The following is a 20,024-nucleotide window of genomic DNA, read 5'->3' on the forward strand; positions in this document are numbered from 1 at the left end:
GTTACATGTGGTTGACTTCGTCGGGCAGCGTGTAGAACGTCGGGTGACGGTAGATCTTGTCGCCCGCCGGTTCGAACAGCTCGGCCTTCTCGGCCGGATCCGACGCGGTGATCGCCGACGACGGCACCACCCAGATGCTCACGCCTTCCTGGCGGCGCGTGTAGACGTCGCGCGCCATGCGCAGCGCCATCGACGCGTCGGCCGCGTGCAGGCTGCCGCAATGCTTGTGGTCGAGGCCCTGCTTGCTGCGCACGAACACTTCCCAGATCGGCCATTCCTTGTTCATCACTCTCTCTCCTGAATCCTGTATTCGATGGTTGCCGCTCAGGCGGCGTGCTGTTCGGCGCGGGCGCGGCGCTTGGCTTCGTGCGCGAGCGCGGCTTCGCGCACCCACGCACCGTCGTCGTGCGCCTTCACGCGGGTCGCGAGGCGTTCCTTGTTGCACGGGCCGTCGCCGTTGACGACGCGCCAGAATTCATCCCAGTCGATCGCGCCGTAGTCATGGTGGCCGCGCGCCTCGTTCCATTTCAGGTCCGGGTCGGGCAGCGTCACGCCGAGCACCTTTGCCTGGTCGACCGTCGCGTCGACGAACTTCTGCCGCAGGTCGTCGTTCGAGATCCGCTTGATGCCCCATTTCGCGGACTGGTTGCTGTGGACCGAATCGGCATCGCTCGGGCCGAACATCATCAGCACCGGCCACCACCAGCGGTTCACCGCCTGCTGGACCATCGCGCGCTGCGCGTCGGTGCCCTTCATCATCGACAGTAGCGCATCGAAGCCCTGGCGCTGGTGGAACGACTCTTCCTTGCACACGCGGATCATCGCGCGCGCGTACGGGCCGTACGTGCAGCGGCACAGCGGGATCTGGTTCATGATCGCGGCGCCGTCGACGAGCCAGCCGATCACGCCGACGTCGGCCCAGGTCGGCGTCGGATAGTTGAAGATGCTCGAGTATTTCGCCTTGCCGGCGTGCAGCGCGTCGATCAGCGCGTCGCGCGATACGCCGAGCGTTTCGGCCGCGCTATATAGATAGAGGCCGTGGCCGGCTTCGTCCTGGACTTTCGCGAGCAGAATCGCCTTACGCTTCAGGCTCGGCGCGCGCGAGATCCAGTTGCCTTCCGGCAGCATGCCGACGACTTCCGAGTGCGCGTGCTGCGAAATCTGGCGGACCAGCGTCTTGCGATAGGCGTCGGGCATCCAGTCCTGCGGTTCGATCTTGCCGTCCGCGGCCATGACCGCGTCGAACCGCGCCTGCTCGGGCGACTCGGCTGCGGCGTCGAGCGGTGCGACGTTGCCGGGGATGTCGAGGGATTGCGTGTACATGGCGGAGGATCTCGTCCGGTTGAATGTGTGCGAAGTATAAACCAACCGACCGGTCGGTTAATAAATTTCTTGCGGATTTGCATCGGGACTGGGGTAAACGTGGGGCGAGGGGCGGGGGGCGAGGGGCGCGGTCGCCGGTCGGGAAGGCGGTCCGGCGCGTGGGGCGGGCGGCTTCTGCGGCACAATGCCTGCTTTCCGATGAGGATTTCGCCGATGTCATTTCGAAGCAGTTTCGTCGCGACCGTGCTGGGCGCATCCGTTTTCCTGTCGCCGCTCGCGGTCTCGGCCGCACCGGCCGGGTGGGTCGCTGCGTGGGCGACCGCGTTGCAGCCGATTCCAGACCTGGCTGCGCCGCCGCCGCTCTACCGCGCGCCGGACGTGGCTGGGCGGACCGTTCGGCAGATCGTCTACCCGACGGTTTCCGGGCATGCCGCGCGGATTCGTGTCAGCAACGCCTACGGTCGCGCGCCGCTGGTGATCGAGGCGGCCAGTCTCGCGCGCGCCGGTGACGGCGCGGCGCTTGCCGGCGCGACGGGGGCTGCCGTGCGCTTCGGCGGCAAGACGTCGGTGACGCTCGCCCCGAGCCAGGAACTCGAAAGCGACCCGGTGGCGATCGACGTGACGGCCGGGCAGCCGTATGCGATCAGTCTGCGGATGGGGGCAAACCAGCGGATGACCGTGTGGCACCGTGTGTCGAACCAGCTCAATTACGTATCGGCGCCGGGCGACCACGTGAACGATCCGGGCGCCGGCGCATTCCGCACGCGCTTTACCCAGTATGCGTGGGTGACCGAACTGGCCGTCGAGGCGGGCGTCGCGCGAGCGAGTGTCGCCGCGATCGGGGACTCGATCACCGACGGGCTGCGCTCGAGCCTGAATCGCAATCATCGTTGGCCGGATGCGCTGGCGCGCCGGCTGGCCGCGGCGGGTTCGGATTCGCTCGGCGTCGTGAATCTCGGGATCAGCGGCAATCGGCTACTGAGCGATTCGGCATGCTACGGCACGTCGCTGGCGTCTCGGTTCGAGCGCGATGCGCTTTCGCGTGCGGGGGTGAAGGCGGTGATCGTGCTGATCGGCATCAACGACATCAACTTTGCGGCGATGCCGCCGCGTGCGGGGCTCGATTGCGACAACCCGCATACGCAGGTCACGGCCGCTTCGTTGATCGACGGCTACCGCCGGTTGATCGAGGCAGCGCATCGCCAGGGTGTGAAGGTCTTTGGCGCGACGCTCACGCCTGCGGCGTTGCCGGCCGGGCGCGAGGCGGTCCGGCTCGAGGTGAACCGGTGGATCCGGAGCGGCGGCGGATTCGATGGCGTGGTCGACTTCGACGCGGTGCTGCGCGATCCGGTTCGGCCGAGTGTGCTGCAGCGCCAGTATGACAGCGGCGACGGCATTCATCCGAGTGATGCGGGTTACACGGCCATGGCCGATGCCGTGCCGATGGAGCGGCTGCAGGCTGCAGTCGGTGGCAAGTGACGTCGCTCTATATATAAGAGCGATGAACCGCTGACTTCTTTGAGATAGCGGGCGTCACTTGGCCCCTCGAACCTGAAGCCCCCGTGCGCGGTAGCGCACGGGGGCTTTTTCAAAATATTTTCACAAAGGGGTTGCGGAGACCGGGGCGGGTGCTTAGAATCACGCCTCTTTCGCGCTAACGGAAACGCAGCGCGGAAGGAGAAGGGAAGCGGTGCGGTCGAGGGCAGGTTGTAGAGCCCCGGCGCACACGAAGTTGAACCCCCGCCGTCGCAACGAAGCAGTTCAGAAAGTTGTTGACGAGCTGAAAAAGACGGTTCATAATCTCGCTTCTCTGCTGCTGAAAACGCAGCGCTGCTGGGAAACTTCAGGTTTCTCGCAGAAATGCTCTTTAAAAATTAACAGCCGATAAGTGTGGGCGCTTGATGGCCGCGAGCTGATCTTCGGATCAGAAAGCGAAAGTATCAAGAGTCTCACACTAAAGTAAGTCAGGTTTATGAAGTGATTCATATACCTGTCAGCTTTGAGTGAGCGACCGGTTCTTAACGGAACCGAAAACAGTAACAGGTTTAAACTGAAGAGTTTGATCCTGGCTCAGATTGAACGCTGGCGGCATGCCTTACACATGCAAGTCGAACGGCAGCACGGGTGCTTGCACCTGGTGGCGAGTGGCGAACGGGTGAGTAATACATCGGAACATGTCCTGTAGTGGGGGATAGCCCGGCGAAAGCCGGATTAATACCGCATACGATCTACGGATGAAAGCGGGGGACCTTCGGGCCTCGCGCTATAGGGTTGGCCGATGGCTGATTAGCTAGTTGGTGGGGTAAAGGCCTACCAAGGCGACGATCAGTAGCTGGTCTGAGAGGACGACCAGCCACACTGGGACTGAGACACGGCCCAGACTCCTACGGGAGGCAGCAGTGGGGAATTTTGGACAATGGGCGAAAGCCTGATCCAGCAATGCCGCGTGTGTGAAGAAGGCCTTCGGGTTGTAAAGCACTTTTGTCCGGAAAGAAATCCTTGGTCCTAATATGGCCGGGGGATGACGGTACCGGAAGAATAAGCACCGGCTAACTACGTGCCAGCAGCCGCGGTAATACGTAGGGTGCAAGCGTTAATCGGAATTACTGGGCGTAAAGCGTGCGCAGGCGGTTTGCTAAGACCGATGTGAAATCCCCGGGCTCAACCTGGGAACTGCATTGGTGACTGGCAGGCTAGAGTATGGCAGAGGGGGGTAGAATTCCACGTGTAGCAGTGAAATGCGTAGAGATGTGGAGGAATACCGATGGCGAAGGCAGCCCCCTGGGCCAATACTGACGCTCATGCACGAAAGCGTGGGGAGCAAACAGGATTAGATACCCTGGTAGTCCACGCCCTAAACGATGTCAACTAGTTGTTGGGGATTCATTTCCTTAGTAACGTAGCTAACGCGTGAAGTTGACCGCCTGGGGAGTACGGTCGCAAGATTAAAACTCAAAGGAATTGACGGGGACCCGCACAAGCGGTGGATGATGTGGATTAATTCGATGCAACGCGAAAAACCTTACCTACCCTTGACATGGTCGGAATCCTGCTGAGAGGCGGGAGTGCTCGAAAGAGAACCGGCGCACAGGTGCTGCATGGCTGTCGTCAGCTCGTGTCGTGAGATGTTGGGTTAAGTCCCGCAACGAGCGCAACCCTTGTCCTTAGTTGCTACGCAAGAGCACTCTAAGGAGACTGCCGGTGACAAACCGGAGGAAGGTGGGGATGACGTCAAGTCCTCATGGCCCTTATGGGTAGGGCTTCACACGTCATACAATGGTCGGAACAGAGGGTTGCCAACCCGCGAGGGGGAGCTAATCCCAGAAAACCGATCGTAGTCCGGATTGCACTCTGCAACTCGAGTGCATGAAGCTGGAATCGCTAGTAATCGCGGATCAGCATGCCGCGGTGAATACGTTCCCGGGTCTTGTACACACCGCCCGTCACACCATGGGAGTGGGTTTTACCAGAAGTGGCTAGTCTAACCGCAAGGAGGACGGTCACCACGGTAGGATTCATGACTGGGGTGAAGTCGTAACAAGGTAGCCGTATCGGAAGGTGCGGCTGGATCACCTCCTTTCCAGAGCTATCTCGCAAAATTGAGCGCTCACGCTTATCGGCTGTAAATTTAAAGACAGACTCAGGGGTCTGTAGCTCAGTCGGTTAGAGCACCGTCTTGATAAGGCGGGGGTCGTTGGTTCGAATCCAACCAGACCCACCATTGTCTGGCGGTAGGTACCTGAGGCAAATCTGTACTCATGGGGGCATAGCTCAGCTGGGAGAGCACCTGCTTTGCAAGCAGGGGGTCGTCGGTTCGATCCCGTCTGCCTCCACCAATCTTCAATGACAAGCGTTCGAGGTGCTCGAGTGTTTGTCATTGGCGATTGAGCCAGTCAGAGCGGTACGGAGTATGTATCGGCTGTCGTTCTTTAACAATCTGGAAGAAGTAAGTAATTTGGATAGCGGAAGCGTCTTGAGATGGACGTGGAAACTATCCGGGTTGTGATTGTATCGATGTATCTCAAGATGATTCGAACTCTATGTTTGACTCAATTGGAATGCGGCACAACGCGAGAACTCAACCTGTAACGAGACAGACTCGTTATAGGGTCAAGCGAACAAGTGCATGTGGTGGATGCCTTGGCGATCACAGGCGATGAAGGACGCGGTAGCCTGCGAAAAGCTACGGGGAGCTGGCAAACGAGCTTTGATCCGTAGATGTCCGAATGGGGAAACCCACTCCTTTTGGAGTATCCATGGCTGAATACATAGGCCATGCGAAGCGAACGCGGTGAACTGAAACATCTAAGTAACCGCAGGAAAAGAAATCAACCGAGATTCCCAAAGTAGTGGCGAGCGAAATGGGATGAGCCTTGCACTCTTTATTTGTATTGTTAGCCGAACGCTCTGGAAAGTGCGGCCATAGCAGGTGATAGCCCTGTAGGCGAAAACAGTATGAAAGAACTAGGTGTGCGACAAGTAGGGCGGGACACGTGAAATCCTGTCTGAAGATGGGGGGACCATCCTCCAAGGCTAAATACTCGTGATCGACCGATAGTGAACCAGTACCGTGAGGGAAAGGCGAAAAGAACCCCGGGAGGGGAGTGAAATAGATCCTGAAACCGCATGCATACAAACAGTCGGAGCCTCGTAAGGGGTGACGGCGTACCTTTTGTATAATGGGTCAGCGACTTACGTTCAGTAGCAAGCTTAACCGTATAGGGCAGGCGTAGCGAAAGCGAGTCCGAATAGGGCGTTCAGTTGCTGGGCGTAGACCCGAAACCAGGTGATCTATCCATGGCCAGGATGAAGGTGCGGTAACACGTACTGGAGGTCCGAACCCACTAACGTTGAAAAGTTAGGGGATGAGCTGTGGATAGGGGTGAAAGGCTAAACAAACCTGGAAATAGCTGGTTCTCTCCGAAAACTATTTAGGTAGTGCCTCGTGTCTCACCTTCGGGGGTAGAGCACTGTCATGGTTGGGGGGTCTATTGCAGATTACCCCGCCATAGCAAACTCCGAATACCGAAGAGTGCAATCACGGGAGACAGACATCGGGTGCTAACGTCCGGTGTCAAGAGGGAAACAACCCAGACCGCCAGCTAAGGTCCCCAAATATAGCTAAGTGGGAAACGAAGTGGGAAGGCTAAAACAGTCAGGAGGTTGGCTTAGAAGCAGCCACCCTTTAAAGAAAGCGTAATAGCTCACTGATCGAGTCGTCCTGCGCGGAAGATGTAACGGGGCTAAGCTATATACCGAAGCTGCGGATGCGTGCTTTGCACGCATGGTAGGAGAGCGTTCCGTAAGCCTGCGAAGGTGCCTTGTAAAGGGTGCTGGAGGTATCGGAAGTGCGAATGCTGACATGAGTAGCGATAAAGGGGGTGAAAGGCCCCCTCGCCGTAAGCCCAAGGTTTCCTACGCAACGTTCATCGGCGTAGGGTGAGTCGGCCCCTAAGGCGAGGCAGAAATGCGTAGCTGATGGGAAGCAGGTCAATATTCCTGCACCATTGTTAGATGCGATGGGGGGACGGATCGCGGAAGGTTGTCCGGGTGTTGGAAGTCCCGGTCGCTGCATTGGAGAAGGCGCTTAGGCAAATCCGGGCGCAGGATTCAAGGGTGTGGCGCGAGCTCCTTAGGGAGCGAAGCAATTGGAAGTGGTTCCAAGAAAAGCCTCTAAGCTTCAGTCTAACGATGACCGTACCGCAAACCGACACAGGTGGGCGAGATGAGTATTCTAAGGCGCTTGAGAGAACTCGGGAGAAGGAACTCGGCAAATTGGTACCGTAACTTCGGGATAAGGTACGCCCTTGTAGCTTGACTGGCCTGCGCCAGGAGGGTGAAGGGGTTGCAATAAACTGGTGGCTGCGACTGTTTAATAAAAACACAGCACTCTGCAAACACGAAAGTGGACGTATAGGGTGTGACGCCTGCCCGGTGCCGGAAGATTAAATGATGGGGTGCAAGCTCTTGATTGAAGTCCCGGTAAACGGCGGCCGTAACTATAACGGTCCTAAGGTAGCGAAATTCCTTGTCGGGTAAGTTCCGACCTGCACGAATGGCGTAACGATGGCCACACTGTCTCCTCCCGAGACTCAGCGAAGTTGAAGTGTTTGTGATGATGCAATCTACCCGCGGCTAGACGGAAAGACCCCATGAACCTTTACTGTAGCTTTGCATTGGACTTTGAACCGATCTGTGTAGGATAGGTGGGAGGCTATGAAACCGGAACGCTAGTTTCGGTGGAGCCGTCCTTGAAATACCACCCTGGTTTGTTTGAGGTTCTAACCTTGGCCCGTGATCCGGGTCGGGGACAGTGCATGGTAGGCAGTTTGACTGGGGCGGTCTCCTCCCAAAGCGTAACGGAGGAGTACGAAGGTACGCTAGGTACGGTCGGAAATCGTGCTGATAGTGCAATGGCATAAGCGTGCTTAACTGCGAGACCGACAAGTCGAGCAGGTGCGAAAGCAGGTCATAGTGATCCGGTGGTTCTGTATGGAAGGGCCATCGCTCAACGGATAAAAGGTACTCTGGGGATAACAGGCTGATACCGCCCAAGAGTTCATATCGACGGCGGTGTTTGGCACCTCGATGTCGGCTCATCTCATCCTGGGGCTGTAGCCGGTCCCAAGGGTATGGCTGTTCGCCATTTAAAGAGGTACGTGAGCTGGGTTTAAAACGTCGTGAGACAGTTTGGTCCCTATCTGCCGTGGGCGTTGGATATTTGAAGGGGGCTGCTCCTAGTACGAGAGGACCGGAGTGGACGAACCTCTGGTGTACCGGTTGTCACGCCAGTGGCATCGCCGGGTAGCTATGTTCGGAAGAGATAACCGCTGAAAGCATCTAAGCGGGAAACTCGCCTTAAGATGAGATATCCCTGGGGACTAGATCCCCTTGAAGGGTCGTTCGAGACCAGGACGTTGATAGGTCAGGTGTGTAAGCGCAGTAATGCGTTCAGCTAACTGATACTAATTGCCCGTAAGGCTTGATCCTATAACAAGTCTGTCTCGCGCTGACTACAGCGCGTCGGACTGGTTGATTCTCGTGTGTGATACACACAACTCAAAATTACTGCTTCTTCCCAGATTGGTTCTGTTGGCCACGCCAGCAGGACAACCCCCTTTGCCTGATGACCATAGCGAGTCGGTCCCACCCCTTCCCATCCCGAACAGGACCGTGAAACGACTCTACGCCGATGATAGTGCGGATTCCCGTGTGAAAGTAGGTAATCGTCAGGCTCCCTAAGCCAAGAACCCCCGCCCGACAAGGCGGGGGTTTTTGCATTGGCGCGACGGAAATGCGAGTGCAGGCAATCGAACCTCTCCGTTGGCTGACCAAGCGCGTCGCCGGAATCCGCCGCTTTCCATCATCCCGGACCAATCCCCCGTCGATTTGCTGCAATCTCCAGCCAGGGAGACGACTCTTGCCGGTTCGGCAAGGCATTTTTCCGGCCAATGTAGGCGACTATGTTCGAGGCGCCGGGGTTGCCGGTGTATGGCTGGCGCGTTTCATGGCAAATCCACGGCAGCTCGAGGCTGCGAGAGCATACCCGTTAGCATCCGAATGACGACTGAAATTCCCACGGAGCCCTCCGCCAACGCCCAAGTGTCGGGAGGTGAGGTCGGTTTGCCTGCTCGATCCCGTCAGACGTCCCCGTGTTGCTTCTGACGAGAGCGAGCTACCAGATTCGAAGGGCATAGGCTTCGTCAGCGAGCAAACGAGTTGCGCCACCGAAAAAGCTACGATCTTAGCCATCAACGCAAAATGCATACCGCTCGCGTCGACGCTGGTCGACGCGTGATGTGCACGCGGCGCTCGGATCACCCACCGCTGGGGCGGCGAGCAGCCGACGTTGAGGTGCTCGTGTCGGACGTTAGCTTCCCTGGCACGTAGTCCGCAGGAGGCGTCGCATAGGCATCTCGATCAAAGTCGACGCAAAAGAACCGCCGGTCGACGCCGGATACTTCGCCGCCGCCTACAAGGCGGCGATGCCAGCGAGCGCAACGGCCCCGGAGGCAGTCGCGGACGCATGATGTTGAACACCCCTTCGTCCCACCTGATTGCGGCTCGCGGCGACGATGACACCACCCGGAGCGGTCCGGAAGCTCGACTTGCCCCGACGTCCTGGTGCCGCTGATACGCGACGATCTGCACCTACACCTCTGGCCATCATGTCGGCCACGCGTCACCGTCGCAGCGGACGCGCCGCGGTGCAGCAAGTATCGCGCCGGACCTTCGCGCAGCGGATCAACATGAGCGTCTGGTCGGACTATCGCAGCGAAGCTGCGCTATACGTCCGATATCCGATACGACACTCGGCCCGCTGACCACGGACTTCAACGTTGTTATGTGCCGTACGAACTGCGCGCCTTTTTTGCGCGTCCTGTTGCCGCATTGTGATGCCGCGGGAGTGCGACATGGAGGCAACGAAGACCGCGCGAAGGCACGAGAGAAGTCCTGATTTTGAATGAGGCGGCGGGGGCAGTGGGGCCCGATCGCGTGAAAACGGGATGGTATCGCGCCTGTTTTCTGTCCGCAGGAAGGAAACGTGAGCCAATGGCGGCCCCTGTTCTGACGGTTCGATTCCTGCGTGTCGCAGCGGAGGATGCGAGCAGGCGCTATATCCGGAATCCGATGTCCGGTGTGGCGGAGCCTCTGCATAGAGCCTGGCTGACCCCGGCCGGGCGGTGTACTGGCGCGCCACAGTTACACGGCTTCGGATTGGTCCTGGCGTTAGCCGGATGCCTTTGCAAATCCCGCCGGCATGGAAATTGCGGATTTTTTGCATCTACCCGCTTGGCATTATGCGCGGAAGGCCTTATGATGGCGGTCTTTCGTTTTTAGCGAAGATGCAAATCGACGCTGAAGACGGAGGTCTGACGAAGATGTGGGCGCCGATCGGCGATCCTCTCGTGCTTGCCTCAGCCGGGCGAGCGTGGATGTCGGGTGAGTCGCGCAAGTGGGCTGGAAGAGAATGAAAATAATCTTCCGGATTTGCTTGACAAGAGTGCGATGCACCCCCATAATCGTCAGTTCTCTACGGAGGGGTGCCCGAGTGGCTAAAGGGGGCAGACTGTAAATCTGTTGGCTTACGCCTACGTTGGTTCGAATCCAACCTCCTCCACCAGAACATCAGCGCAGAGAGCGGTAGGGAATCGTTAGTGGCCCGTGCGGGTGTAGCTCAATGGTAGAGCAGAAGCCTTCCAAGCTTACGACGAGGGTTCGATTCCCTTCACCCGCTCCAGTCCGTGTTAGTTGAAGCGTAATAGCGCCCATGTGGCTCAGTGGTAGAGCACTCCCTTGGTAAGGGAGAGGTCGGCAGTTCGATCCTGCCCATGGGCACCAGCAGTAAAAAGTCAGTGTCTGTTTGCGCGCGGCGCAACATGTGAAATTCCTTTCGGGAGTTGAAAATGGCCAAGGAAAAGTTTGAGCGGACCAAGCCGCACGTCAACGTTGGTACGATTGGTCACGTTGACCACGGCAAGACGACGCTGACGGCAGCGATCACGACGGTTCTGACGAAGAAGTTCGGCGGCGAAGCGAAGGCCTACGACCAGATCGACGCGGCACCGGAAGAAAAGGCGCGCGGCATCACGATCAACACGGCACACGTCGAGTACGAAACGGCAAACCGCCACTACGCACACGTCGACTGCCCGGGCCACGCTGACTATGTGAAGAACATGATCACGGGCGCAGCGCAGATGGACGGCGCGATCCTGGTTTGCTCGGCAGCAGACGGCCCGATGCCGCAAACGCGTGAGCACATCCTGCTGGCGCGTCAGGTTGGCGTTCCGTACATCATCGTGTTCCTGAACAAGTGCGACATGGTGGACGACGCTGAACTGCTCGAGCTGGTCGAGATGGAAGTTCGCGAACTGCTGTCGAAGTACGACTTCCCGGGCGACGACACGCCGATCGTGAAGGGTTCGGCGAAGCTGGCGCTGGAAGGCGACACGGGCGAGCTGGGCGAAGTGGCGATCATGAGCCTGGCAGACGCACTGGACACGTACATCCCGACGCCGGAGCGTGCAGTTGACGGCGCATTCCTGATGCCGGTGGAAGACGTGTTCTCGATCTCGGGTCGCGGTACGGTGGTGACGGGTCGTGTCGAGCGCGGCATCGTGAAGGTCGGCGAGGAAATCGAAATCGTCGGTATCAAGCCGACGGTGAAGACGACCTGCACGGGCGTTGAAATGTTCCGCAAGCTGCTGGACCAAGGTCAGGCAGGCGACAACGTCGGTATCCTGCTGCGCGGCACGAAGCGTGAAGACGTGGAGCGTGGCCAGGTTCTGGCGAAGCCGGGTTCGATCACGCCGCACACGCACTTCACGGCTGAAGTGTACGTGCTGAGCAAGGACGAAGGCGGCCGTCACACGCCGTTCTTCAACAACTACCGTCCGCAGTTCTACTTCCGTACGACGGACGTGACGGGCTCGATCGAGCTGCCGAAGGACAAGGAAATGGTGATGCCGGGCGACAACGTGTCGATCACGGTGAAGCTGATCGCTCCGATCGCGATGGAAGAAGGTCTGCGCTTCGCAATCCGCGAAGGCGGCCGTACCGTCGGCGCCGGCGTCGTCGCCAAGATCATCGAGTAAGCCAGTTATTCGTTGATCGACAGTTTTGGGGTTGGCAGCAGCCGGCCCCAACATGGTTTAGGGGTATAGCTCAACTGGCAGAGCGTCGGTCTCCAAAACCGAAGGTTGGGGGTTCGATTCCCTCTGCCCCTGCCAAAAATCGCCACGTGTCCCACGTGGCATTTGTTTTAAGGTGTTATGGCGAATCCATCCGTCGAAACTGTAAATACCTCCGGCGATAAGCTGATGCTGGCCCTGGGCGTATTGCTGGTCTTGGCCGGATTCGTGGGCTTCTTCTGGCTGGCCAACCAGCAGTGGTATGTCCGCGGCGCCGCATTGGCGGTAGGTATCATCGCCGGCGTGGCCGTCGGTCTGATGTCCGTGCCTGGCAAGAGCCTCATCGCATTTGCCAAGGATTCGTACAAGGAAGTCCGCAAGGTCGTTTGGCCCACCCGCAAAGAAGCAACGCAAACCACGCTTGTCGTGTTCGGTTTCGTGCTCGTGATGGCGATTTTCCTCTGGTTGAGTGACAAATCGATCGAATGGGTGATTTTCTCGGCGATTCTGGGTTGGAAATGATATGAGCGATACTCCGGCATCCCCGAGCGGAAAGCGTTGGTACGTCGTGCACGCCTACTCCGGTATGGAGAAGAGCGTGCAGCGCGCGCTTCAGGAGCGCATTGAACGTGCTGGCATGCAGGATAAATTCGGTCAGATCTTGGTTCCGACCGAAGAAGTGGTCGAAGTCAAAGGCGGCCACAAAGCTGTAACCGAGCGTCGTTTCTTCCCCGGCTACGTGCTGGTGGAAATGGAGATGACGGACGAAACGTGGCACCTCGTGAAGAACACGGCGAAGGTCACGGGTTTCGTCGGCGGTGCACGTAACCGCCCGACCCCGATTTCCCCGAAGGAAGTCGAAAAGATCATGTCGCAGATGCAGGAAGGCGTCGAGAAGCCGCGCCCGAAGACCCTGTTCGAAGTTGGCGAGATGGTGCGTGTCAAGGAAGGCCCGTTCACGGACTTCAACGGCACCGTCGAGGAAGTCAACTACGAAAAATCGCGCGTGCGTGTGTCGGTCACCATCTTTGGCCGCTCTACCCCGGTCGAACTCGAGTTCGGTCAGGTCGAAAAAGTTTGATCCCGATTCGGTGGGCAGCCTCGGCTGCCCACCTTCGCGCTTACGGCTCGCGTTATGGCCGTTGAGGAGCGTCAGTAGCCAACGGCGAACGCGCGTTATCACTCACCGAACGCCGTCTGGCGTTCCAACGAGGTTTACAAATGGCAAAGAAGATTGTCGGCTTTATCAAGCTGCAGATTCCTGCAGGTAAAGCCAACCCGTCGCCGCCGGTCGGTCCGGCACTGGGCCAGCGCGGCCTGAACATCATGGAGTTCTGCAAGGCGTTCAACGCGCAGACTCAAGGCATGGAGCCGGGTCTGCCGGTGCCGGTGGTCATCACGGCATACGCTGACAAGAGCTTCACGTTCGTGATGAAGACGCCGCCGGCAACCGTCCTGATCAAGAAGGCGGCGAAGGTGGATAAGGGCTCGAGCAAGCCGCACACCGACAAGGTCGGTTCGATCACGCGCGCTCAAGCCGAAGAGATCGCGAAGACCAAGATGCCGGACCTTACGGCAGCTGATCTGGACGCAGCCGTTCGCACCATCGCTGGTAGCGCACGCTCGATGGGCATCACTGTGGAGGGCGTGTAAATGGCTAAGATCTCCAAGCGCCGTCAGGCATTTGCCGCCAAGGTCGACCGTCAGAAGCTGTACGCGATCGAAGACGCACTGGCACTCGTGAAGGAATGCGCGAGCGCGAAGTTCAACGAATCGATCGACGTCGCAGTCCAGCTCGGCATCGATGCGAAGAAGTCGGACCAAGTCGTTCGTGGTTCCGTCGTTCTGCCGGCAGGTACGGGCAAGTCGGTTCGCGTTGCCGTGTTCGCACAAGGTGACAAGGCCGAGCAGGCTCGTGCAGCGGGCGCGGAAATCGTCGGTATGGAAGACCTGGCTGAGCAGATCAAGGCTGGCCAGATGGACTTCGACATCGTGATCGCTTCGCCGGACACGATGCGTATCGTCGGTACGCTCGGTCAAATCCTCGGCCCGCGCGGCCTGATGCCGAACCCGAAGGTCGGCACGGTCACGCCGGACGTCGCGACTGCAGTCAAGAACGCGAAGGCTGGTCAGGTGCAATTCCGTGTCGACAAGGCCGGTATCATCCACGCGACCATCGGCCGTGCATCGTTCGAATCGACCGCACTGCGTTCGAACCTGTCGGCACTGATCGAAGCGCTGCAGAAGGCCAAGCCGGCAACGAGCAAGGGCGTCTACCTGCGCAAGATCGCACTGTCGAGCACGATGGGTGTCGGCGTGCGTGTCGACCAGGCTACGCTGGCAGCACAGTAAGCAAGTATTCGGGCCGCTTCGTTCGCGAAGCGGCCTACATGGGCTTTGGGCGGTTGTTCGTGCAGCAGGGCGGGCAACCGGTTATCAAAGACCGTTGGTGGGGCGCAGCAGGCAGGCGATCCCTTAATTCAAGCCAACGCAGATGGCGAACCCGAAAAAGTTTTGCAGTGGTGAAGCCGCAGGTCGTGAAGCGATTCACGGCGTGAGGTGGAAATACTCCTAACGAGGTCGGACGCCGTTGTTGAACGAGGTACGTGAGGTTTCGTGCCGAACGTATCGTTTCTGGAGGCTAACCGTGCCGCTTAATAGAGAAGACAAGCAAGCCGTCGTCGCTGAGGTTGCCGCGCAAGTCGCGAAGGCCCAGACCGTTGTGCTGGCTGAGTATCGTGGAATTGCGGTTGGCGATCTGACCAAGCTGCGCGCGAAAGCGCGTGAGCAACAGGTTTACCTGCGCGTGTTGAAGAACACGCTGGCGCGTCGCGCTGTTGAAGGTACGCCGTTTGCTCCGCTGGCAGAGCAGATGACTGGCCCCCTGATCTACGGCATCTCGGAAGATGCAATTGCTGCTGCTAAGGTCGTCAACGACTTCAGCAAGAGCAATGACAAGTTGGTCATCAAGGCTGGTTCGTTCGATGGCAAGGTGATGGACAAGGCTGGCGTGCAAGCGCTGGCAAGCATCCCGAGCCGTGAAGAACTGCTCTCGAAGCTGCTGTTCGTTATGCAATCGCCTGTTTCGGGCTTCGCGCGTGCTCTTGCCGCGCTGGCCGAGAAGAAGCAAGCAGAAGCTGCGTAATCGAGCGTGCATCAGCGTCACTGATCGCTGGCTGTATCCGAATTCAATTTAGGAGTATTTCAAATGGCAATCGCAAAAGAAGACATCCTGGCAGCAGTCGAAGGGATGACCGTTCTGGAACTGAACGAACTGGTCAAGGCATTCGAAGAGAAGTTTGGCGTGTCGGCAGCTGCAGTGGCAGTCGCTGGCCCGGCAGGCGGCGGCGCTGCTGCTGCTGCAGAAGAGAAGACCGAATTCACGGTCGTCCTGGCTGAAGCAGGCAGCAACAAGGTTGCAGTCATCAAGGCAGTTCGCGAACTGACGGGCCTGGGCCTGAAGGAAGCGAAGGACGTCGTTGACGGCGCACCGAAGGCTGTCAAGGAAGGCGTCGACAAGGCTGCTGCTGAAGAAGCCAAGAAGAAGCTGGAAGAAGCAGGCGCGAAGGTCGAAGTCAAGTAAGTTTCGACGCGCTGTGCGAAGGCTGGCGGTATTTTCACCGCCGGCCTTTTTGTGCTTTGTGGGGACGTTATTCTGGCACTCATTCGGGAGCCCGAATAATCGGCCCCAGAAGCCAAAGAAAACCGCCGAATCGTAAGCGATGGTCGCGATCGGCGTTTCTCTTTGTCTTCTGAAGCGACTGCAGAAGGCAAGTTTGGTCGGGTAGCGGGCAACACAGGCATCCGCTGCCGTCAGCCAGCGGTTGGTAGCGGCCAACCACCAAGCTTCTCGGCTCGTTCAAGCCATCGGGCGGCCATCGGGTCTCAGTCGGTGAACACTCGGGTTCGAAACGTCCAGGTATCCCGCCTCGACAGCACCCGCCGTGATTCGGAGATCGTATGCAATATTCCTTCACCGAGAAGAAGCGCATTCGCAAGAGTTTCGCGAAGCGCCCCATCGTTCACCAAGTTCCGTTCTTGCTGGCCACCCAGCTTGAATCATTCAGCACGTTTCTGCAAGCCGATGTGCTTGGCACGCAACGCAAGCCTGAAGGTTTGCAAGCCGCATTCACATCGGTATTTCCCATTGTTTCGCACAACGGTTTCGCGCGCCTCGAGTTCGTGAGCTATGCACTGTCCGCGCCGGCATTCAATATCAAGGAATGCCAGCAGCGTGGCCTGACGTACTGCTCCGCGCTGCGCGCGAAGGTCCGCCTCGTCATCCTCGACAAGGAATCGCCGAACAAGCCGGTCGTCAAGGAAGTGAAGGAGCAGGAAGTGTACATGGGCGAAATTCCGCTCATGACGCCGACGGGCTCGTTCGTCATCAACGGCACCGAGCGTGTCATCGTCTCGCAGCTGCACCGTTCGCCGGGCGTGTTCTTCGAACACGACAAGGGCAAGACGCACAGCTCGGGCAAGCTGCTGTTCTCGGCACGGATCATTCCGTACCGCGGCTCGTGGCTCGACTTCGAATTCGATCCGAAGGACATCCTGTACTTCCGCGTCGACCGTCGCCGCAAGATGCCGGTCACGATCCTGCTGAAGGCCATCGGCCTCACGCCGGAACAGATCCTCGCGAACTTCTTCGTGTTCGACAACTTCACGCTGATGGACGAAGGCGCGCAACTCGAGTTCGTGCCCGAGCGCCTGCGTGGTGAAGTCGCGCGCTTCGACATCACGGATCGCGACGGCAAGGTCATCGTCCAGAAGGACAAGCGGATCAACGCGAAGCACATTCGCGACCTCGAAGCCGCGAAGACCAAGTACATCTCGGTGCCGGAAGACTATCTGCTCGGCCGCGTGCTGGCGAAGAACGTCGTCGACGGCGACACCGGCGAAGTGATCGCGACCGCGAACGACGAAGTCACGGAAAGCGTGCTCGAAAAGCTGCGCGAAGCGGGCATCAAGGATATCCAGACGCTCTACACGAACGATCTGGACCAGGGTCCGTACATCTCGTCGACGCTGCGTGTCGACGAAACGACCGACAAGACGGCCGCGCGCATCGCGATCTACCGCATGATGCGTCCGGGCGAGCCGCCGACCGAAGAAGCGGTCGAGGCGCTGTTCAACCGTCTGTTCTACAGCGAAGAAGCGTACGACCTGTCGAAGGTCGGCCGTATGAAGTTCAACCGCCGCGTCAGCCGTGACGAGATCACCGGCCCGATGACGCTGCAGGACGACGACATCCTCGCGACGATCAAGATCCTCGTCGAACTGCGCAACGGCAAGGGCGAAGTGGACGACATCGACCACCTCGGCAACCGTCGCGTGCGTTGCGTCGGCGAACTGGCGGAAAACCAGTTCCGCGCGGGTCTCGTGCGTGTCGAGCGCGCGGTCAAGGAACGCCTCGGCCAGGCCGAAAGCGAAAACCTGATGCCGCACGACCTGATCAACTCGAAGCCGATTTCGTCGGCGATCCGCGAGTTCTTCGGTTCGTCGCAGCTGTCGCAGTTTATGGACCAGACCAACCCGCTGTCGGAAATCACGCACAAGCGCCGTGTTTCCGCACTGGGCCCGGGCGGTCTGACGCGCGAACGCGCAGGCTTCGAAGTTCGTGACGTGCACCCGACCCACTATGGCCGCGTGTGCCCGATCGAAACGCCGGAAGGTCCGAACATCGGCCTGATCAACTCGCTCGCACTGTACGCGCACCTGAACGAGTACGGCTTCCTCGAGACGCCGTACCGCAAGGTCGTGGACAGCAAGGTGACCGACCAGATCGACTACCTGTCGGCGATCGAGGAAGGCCGCTACATGATCGCGCAGGCGAACGCCGCGATCGACGAGAACGGCACGCTGGTCGACGAACTCGTGTCGTCGCGTGAAGCCGGCGAAACGATGATGGTCACGCCGGACCGCATCCAGTACATGGACGTCGCGCCGTCGCAGATCGTGTCGGTTGCTGCTTCGCTGATCCCGTTCCTCGAGCACGACGATGCGAACCGTGCACTGATGGGTTCGAACATGCAGCGTCAGGCCGTGCCGTGTCTGCGTCCGGAAAAGCCGGTCGTCGGTACGGGCATCGAGCGCACCTGCGCGGTCGACTCGGGCACGACCGTTCAGGCGTTCCGCGGCGGCGTCGTCGACTATGTCGACGCAGGCCGTATCGTGATTCGCGTGAACGACGACGAAGCGGTCGCAGGTGAAGTCGGCGTCGACATCTACAACCTGATCAAGTACACGCGTTCGAACCAGAACACGAACATCAACCAGCGTCCGATCGTGAAGATGGGCGACAAGGTCTCGCGCGGCGACGTGCTGGCCGACGGCGCCTCGACGGACCTGGGCGAGCTCGCGCTCGGCCAGAACATGCTGATCGCGTTCATGCCGTGGAACGGCTACAACTTCGAGGACTCGATCCTGATCTCGGAGAAGGTCGTGGCCGACGATCGCTACACGTCGATCCACATCGAAGAGCTGAACGTCGTTGCACGCGACACGAAGCTCGGGCCGGAAGAAATCACGCGCGACATCTCGAACCTGGCGGAAGTCCAGCTCGGCCGTCTCGACGAATCGGGCATCGTGTACATCGGTGCGGAAGTCGAAGCGGGCGACGTGCTGGTCGGCAAGGTCACGCCGAAGGGCGAGACCCAGCTGACGCCGGAAGAGAAGCTGCTGCGCGCGATCTTCGGCGAGAAGGCTTCGGACGTGAAGGACACGTCGCTGCGCGTGCCGTCGGGCATGAGCGGTACCGTGATCGACGTCCAGGTGTTCACGCGTGAAGGCATCCAGCGCGACAAGCGTGCGCAACAGATCATCGACGACGAACTGAAGCGCTACCGTCTCGACCTGAACGACCAGCTGCGCATCGTGGAAGGCGACGCGTTCCAGCGTCTCGCACGGATGCTGGTGGGCAAGGTCGCGAACGGCGGTCCGAAGAAGCTCGCGAAGGGCACGAAGATCGACCAGGCTTACCTGGAAGATCTCGACCACTACCACTGGTTCGACATCCGCCTCGCGGACGACGAAGCAGCGGCATCGCTCGAAGCGATCAAGAACTCGATCGAAGAAAAGCGTCACCAGTTCGATCTCGCGTTCGAAGAGAAGCGCAAGAAGCTCACGCAAGGCGACGAATTGCCGCCGGGCGTGCTGAAGATGGTCAAGGTGTACCTCGCGGTGAAGCGCCGCCTGCAGCCTGGCGACAAGATGGCAGGCCGCCACGGTAACAAGGGTGTCGTGTCGAAGATCGTCCCGATCGAAGACATGCCGTACATGGCCGATGGCCGCCCGGCAGACGTCGTGCTGAACCCGCTCGGCGTGCCGTCGCGGATGAACGTGGGTCAGGTTCTGGAAGTGCACCTCGGCTGGGCCGCGAAGGGCCTCGGCTGGCGTATCGGCGAAATGCTGCAGCGTCAGGCGAAGATCGAGGAACTGCGCGTGTTCCTGACGAAGATCTACAACGAGTCGGGCCGCCAGGAAGACCTGGAAAGCTTCACCGACGACGAGATCCTCGAACTCGCGAAGAACCTGCGCGAAGGCGTGCCGTTCGCAACGCCGGTGTTCGACGGTGCGACCGAGGAAGAAATGGGCAAGATGCTCGACCTCGCGTTCCCGGACGACATCGCAGAACAACTCGGCATGAACCCGTCGAAGAACCAGGTCCGCCTGTACGACGGCCGCACGGGCGAGATGTTCGAACGTCGCGTGACGCTGGGTTACATGCACTACCTGAAGCTGCACCACTTGGTCGACGACAAGATGCACGCGCGTTCGACCGGCCCGTACTCGCTCGTCACGCAGCAGCCGCTGGGTGGTAAGGCGCAGTTCGGTGGCCAGCGTTTCGGTGAAATGGAAGTGTGGGCACTCGAAGCGTACGGCGCGTCCTACGTGCTGCAGGAAATGCTGACGGTGAAGTCGGACGACGTGACCGGCCGGACGAAGGTTTACGAGAACCTCGTGAAGGGCGATCACGTGATCGATGCAGGCATGCCGGAATCCTTCAACGTGCTCGTGAAGGAAATCCGCTCGCTCGGTATCGACATCGATCTCGACCGCAATTAA

The 20,024-nt window shown here is 59.3% G+C and carries 11 protein-coding genes, 6 tRNA genes and 3 rRNA genes; 18 read left to right on the forward strand and 2 right to left on the reverse strand.

Translation table 11 applies throughout. The features are described 5' to 3' along the window. Position 1 precedes the first annotated feature (1 nt). Both paaB and paaA read right to left on the reverse strand, forming a co-directional pair. The gene (gene paaB / locus WS87_RS02215) at positions 2-286 is read right to left on the reverse strand and encodes a 1,2-phenylacetyl-CoA epoxidase subunit PaaB (RefSeq protein ID WP_006752453.1); all 285 of its coding nucleotides are present in this window, start codon (positions 284-286) and stop codon (positions 2-4) included. A 38-nt stretch (positions 287-324) separates the two neighbouring features. Continuing rightward, positions 325-1,323, reverse strand: a complete 999-nt coding sequence (paaA, locus tag WS87_RS02220; RefSeq protein WP_059816653.1) for a 1,2-phenylacetyl-CoA epoxidase subunit PaaA — start codon at positions 1,321-1,323, stop codon at positions 325-327. Positions 1,324-1,536: 213 nt separating this feature from the next. On the opposite strand from paaA, the gene WS87_RS02225 reads away from it, so the two are divergent. The 18 genes from WS87_RS02225 (at position 1,537) to rpoB (ending at position 20,024) form a co-directional block, all read left to right on the forward strand. Continuing rightward, positions 1,537-2,802 carry an SGNH/GDSL hydrolase family protein gene (locus tag WS87_RS02225; RefSeq protein WP_059816656.1) on the forward strand — a complete coding sequence of 422 codons (1,266 nt, stop codon included), beginning with the start codon at positions 1,537-1,539 and terminating at the stop codon, positions 2,800-2,802. A gap of 568 nt (positions 2,803-3,370) precedes the next feature. Further along, positions 3,371-4,903, forward strand: a 16S ribosomal RNA gene (locus WS87_RS02235). 64 nt (positions 4,904-4,967) lie between these two features. Beyond that, positions 4,968-5,044, forward strand: a tRNA-Ile gene (locus tag WS87_RS02240). 39 nt (positions 5,045-5,083) lie between these two features. Then, positions 5,084-5,159 (forward strand) — tRNA-Ala (locus WS87_RS02245). Between the two features lie 272 nt (positions 5,160-5,431). Continuing rightward, positions 5,432-8,313 (forward strand): 23S ribosomal RNA (locus tag WS87_RS02255). A gap of 132 nt (positions 8,314-8,445) precedes the next feature. Then, positions 8,446-8,558: ribosomal RNA gene (rrf, locus tag WS87_RS02260) — 5S ribosomal RNA — on the forward strand. Together the 16S, 23S and 5S rRNA genes with 2 tRNA genes alongside form the textbook arrangement of a ribosomal RNA operon. Positions 8,559-10,361: 1,803 nt before the next feature. After that, positions 10,362-10,447: transfer RNA gene (locus tag WS87_RS02265), tRNA-Tyr, on the forward strand. A gap of 43 nt (positions 10,448-10,490) precedes the next feature. Then, positions 10,491-10,564: transfer RNA gene (locus WS87_RS02270), tRNA-Gly, on the forward strand. A 26-nt stretch (positions 10,565-10,590) separates the two neighbouring features. Then, positions 10,591-10,665: transfer RNA gene (locus WS87_RS02275), tRNA-Thr, on the forward strand. A gap of 65 nt (positions 10,666-10,730) precedes the next feature. Beyond that, positions 10,731-11,921: an elongation factor Tu gene (tuf, locus tag WS87_RS02280; RefSeq protein WP_006482910.1), complete on the forward strand. Its 1,191-nt coding sequence runs from the start codon at positions 10,731-10,733 to the stop codon at positions 11,919-11,921. Between the two features lie 59 nt (positions 11,922-11,980). Then, positions 11,981-12,056: transfer RNA gene (locus WS87_RS02285), tRNA-Trp, on the forward strand. Positions 12,057-12,098: 42 nt separating this feature from the next. After that, the gene (gene secE, locus WS87_RS02290; RefSeq protein ID WP_059535562.1) at positions 12,099-12,479 is read left to right on the forward strand and encodes a preprotein translocase subunit SecE; all 381 of its coding nucleotides are present in this window, start codon (positions 12,099-12,101) and stop codon (positions 12,477-12,479) included. 1 nt (position 12,480) lies between these two features. Beyond that, positions 12,481-13,038, forward strand: a complete 558-nt coding sequence (gene nusG / locus WS87_RS02295; protein ID WP_006400672.1) for a transcription termination/antitermination protein NusG — start codon at positions 12,481-12,483, stop codon at positions 13,036-13,038. A 140-nt stretch (positions 13,039-13,178) separates the two neighbouring features. Beyond that, positions 13,179-13,610: a 50S ribosomal protein L11 gene (gene rplK / locus WS87_RS02300; RefSeq protein WP_006400671.1), complete on the forward strand. Its 432-nt coding sequence runs from the start codon at positions 13,179-13,181 to the stop codon at positions 13,608-13,610. After that, positions 13,611-14,309, forward strand: coding sequence for a 50S ribosomal protein L1 (gene rplA, locus WS87_RS02305; RefSeq protein WP_059535563.1), 699 nt, complete (start codon positions 13,611-13,613; stop codon positions 14,307-14,309). A 295-nt stretch (positions 14,310-14,604) separates the two neighbouring features. Next, on the forward strand, positions 14,605-15,102 hold the full coding sequence (rplJ, locus tag WS87_RS02310; protein ID WP_038715103.1) for a 50S ribosomal protein L10: 498 nt from the start codon (positions 14,605-14,607) through the stop codon (positions 15,100-15,102). A 63-nt stretch (positions 15,103-15,165) separates the two neighbouring features. Beyond that, the gene (gene rplL / locus WS87_RS02315) at positions 15,166-15,540 is read left to right on the forward strand and encodes a 50S ribosomal protein L7/L12 (RefSeq protein WP_021161757.1); all 375 of its coding nucleotides are present in this window, start codon (positions 15,166-15,168) and stop codon (positions 15,538-15,540) included. A gap of 377 nt (positions 15,541-15,917) precedes the next feature. Continuing rightward, positions 15,918-20,024: a DNA-directed RNA polymerase subunit beta gene (rpoB, locus tag WS87_RS02320; protein WP_059820865.1), complete on the forward strand. Its 4,107-nt coding sequence runs from the start codon at positions 15,918-15,920 to the stop codon at positions 20,022-20,024.

This window comes from Burkholderia sp. MSMB0856 (genome assembly GCF_001524645.2).
Taxonomy (GTDB): Bacteria; Pseudomonadota; Gammaproteobacteria; order Burkholderiales; family Burkholderiaceae; genus Burkholderia; species Burkholderia diffusa.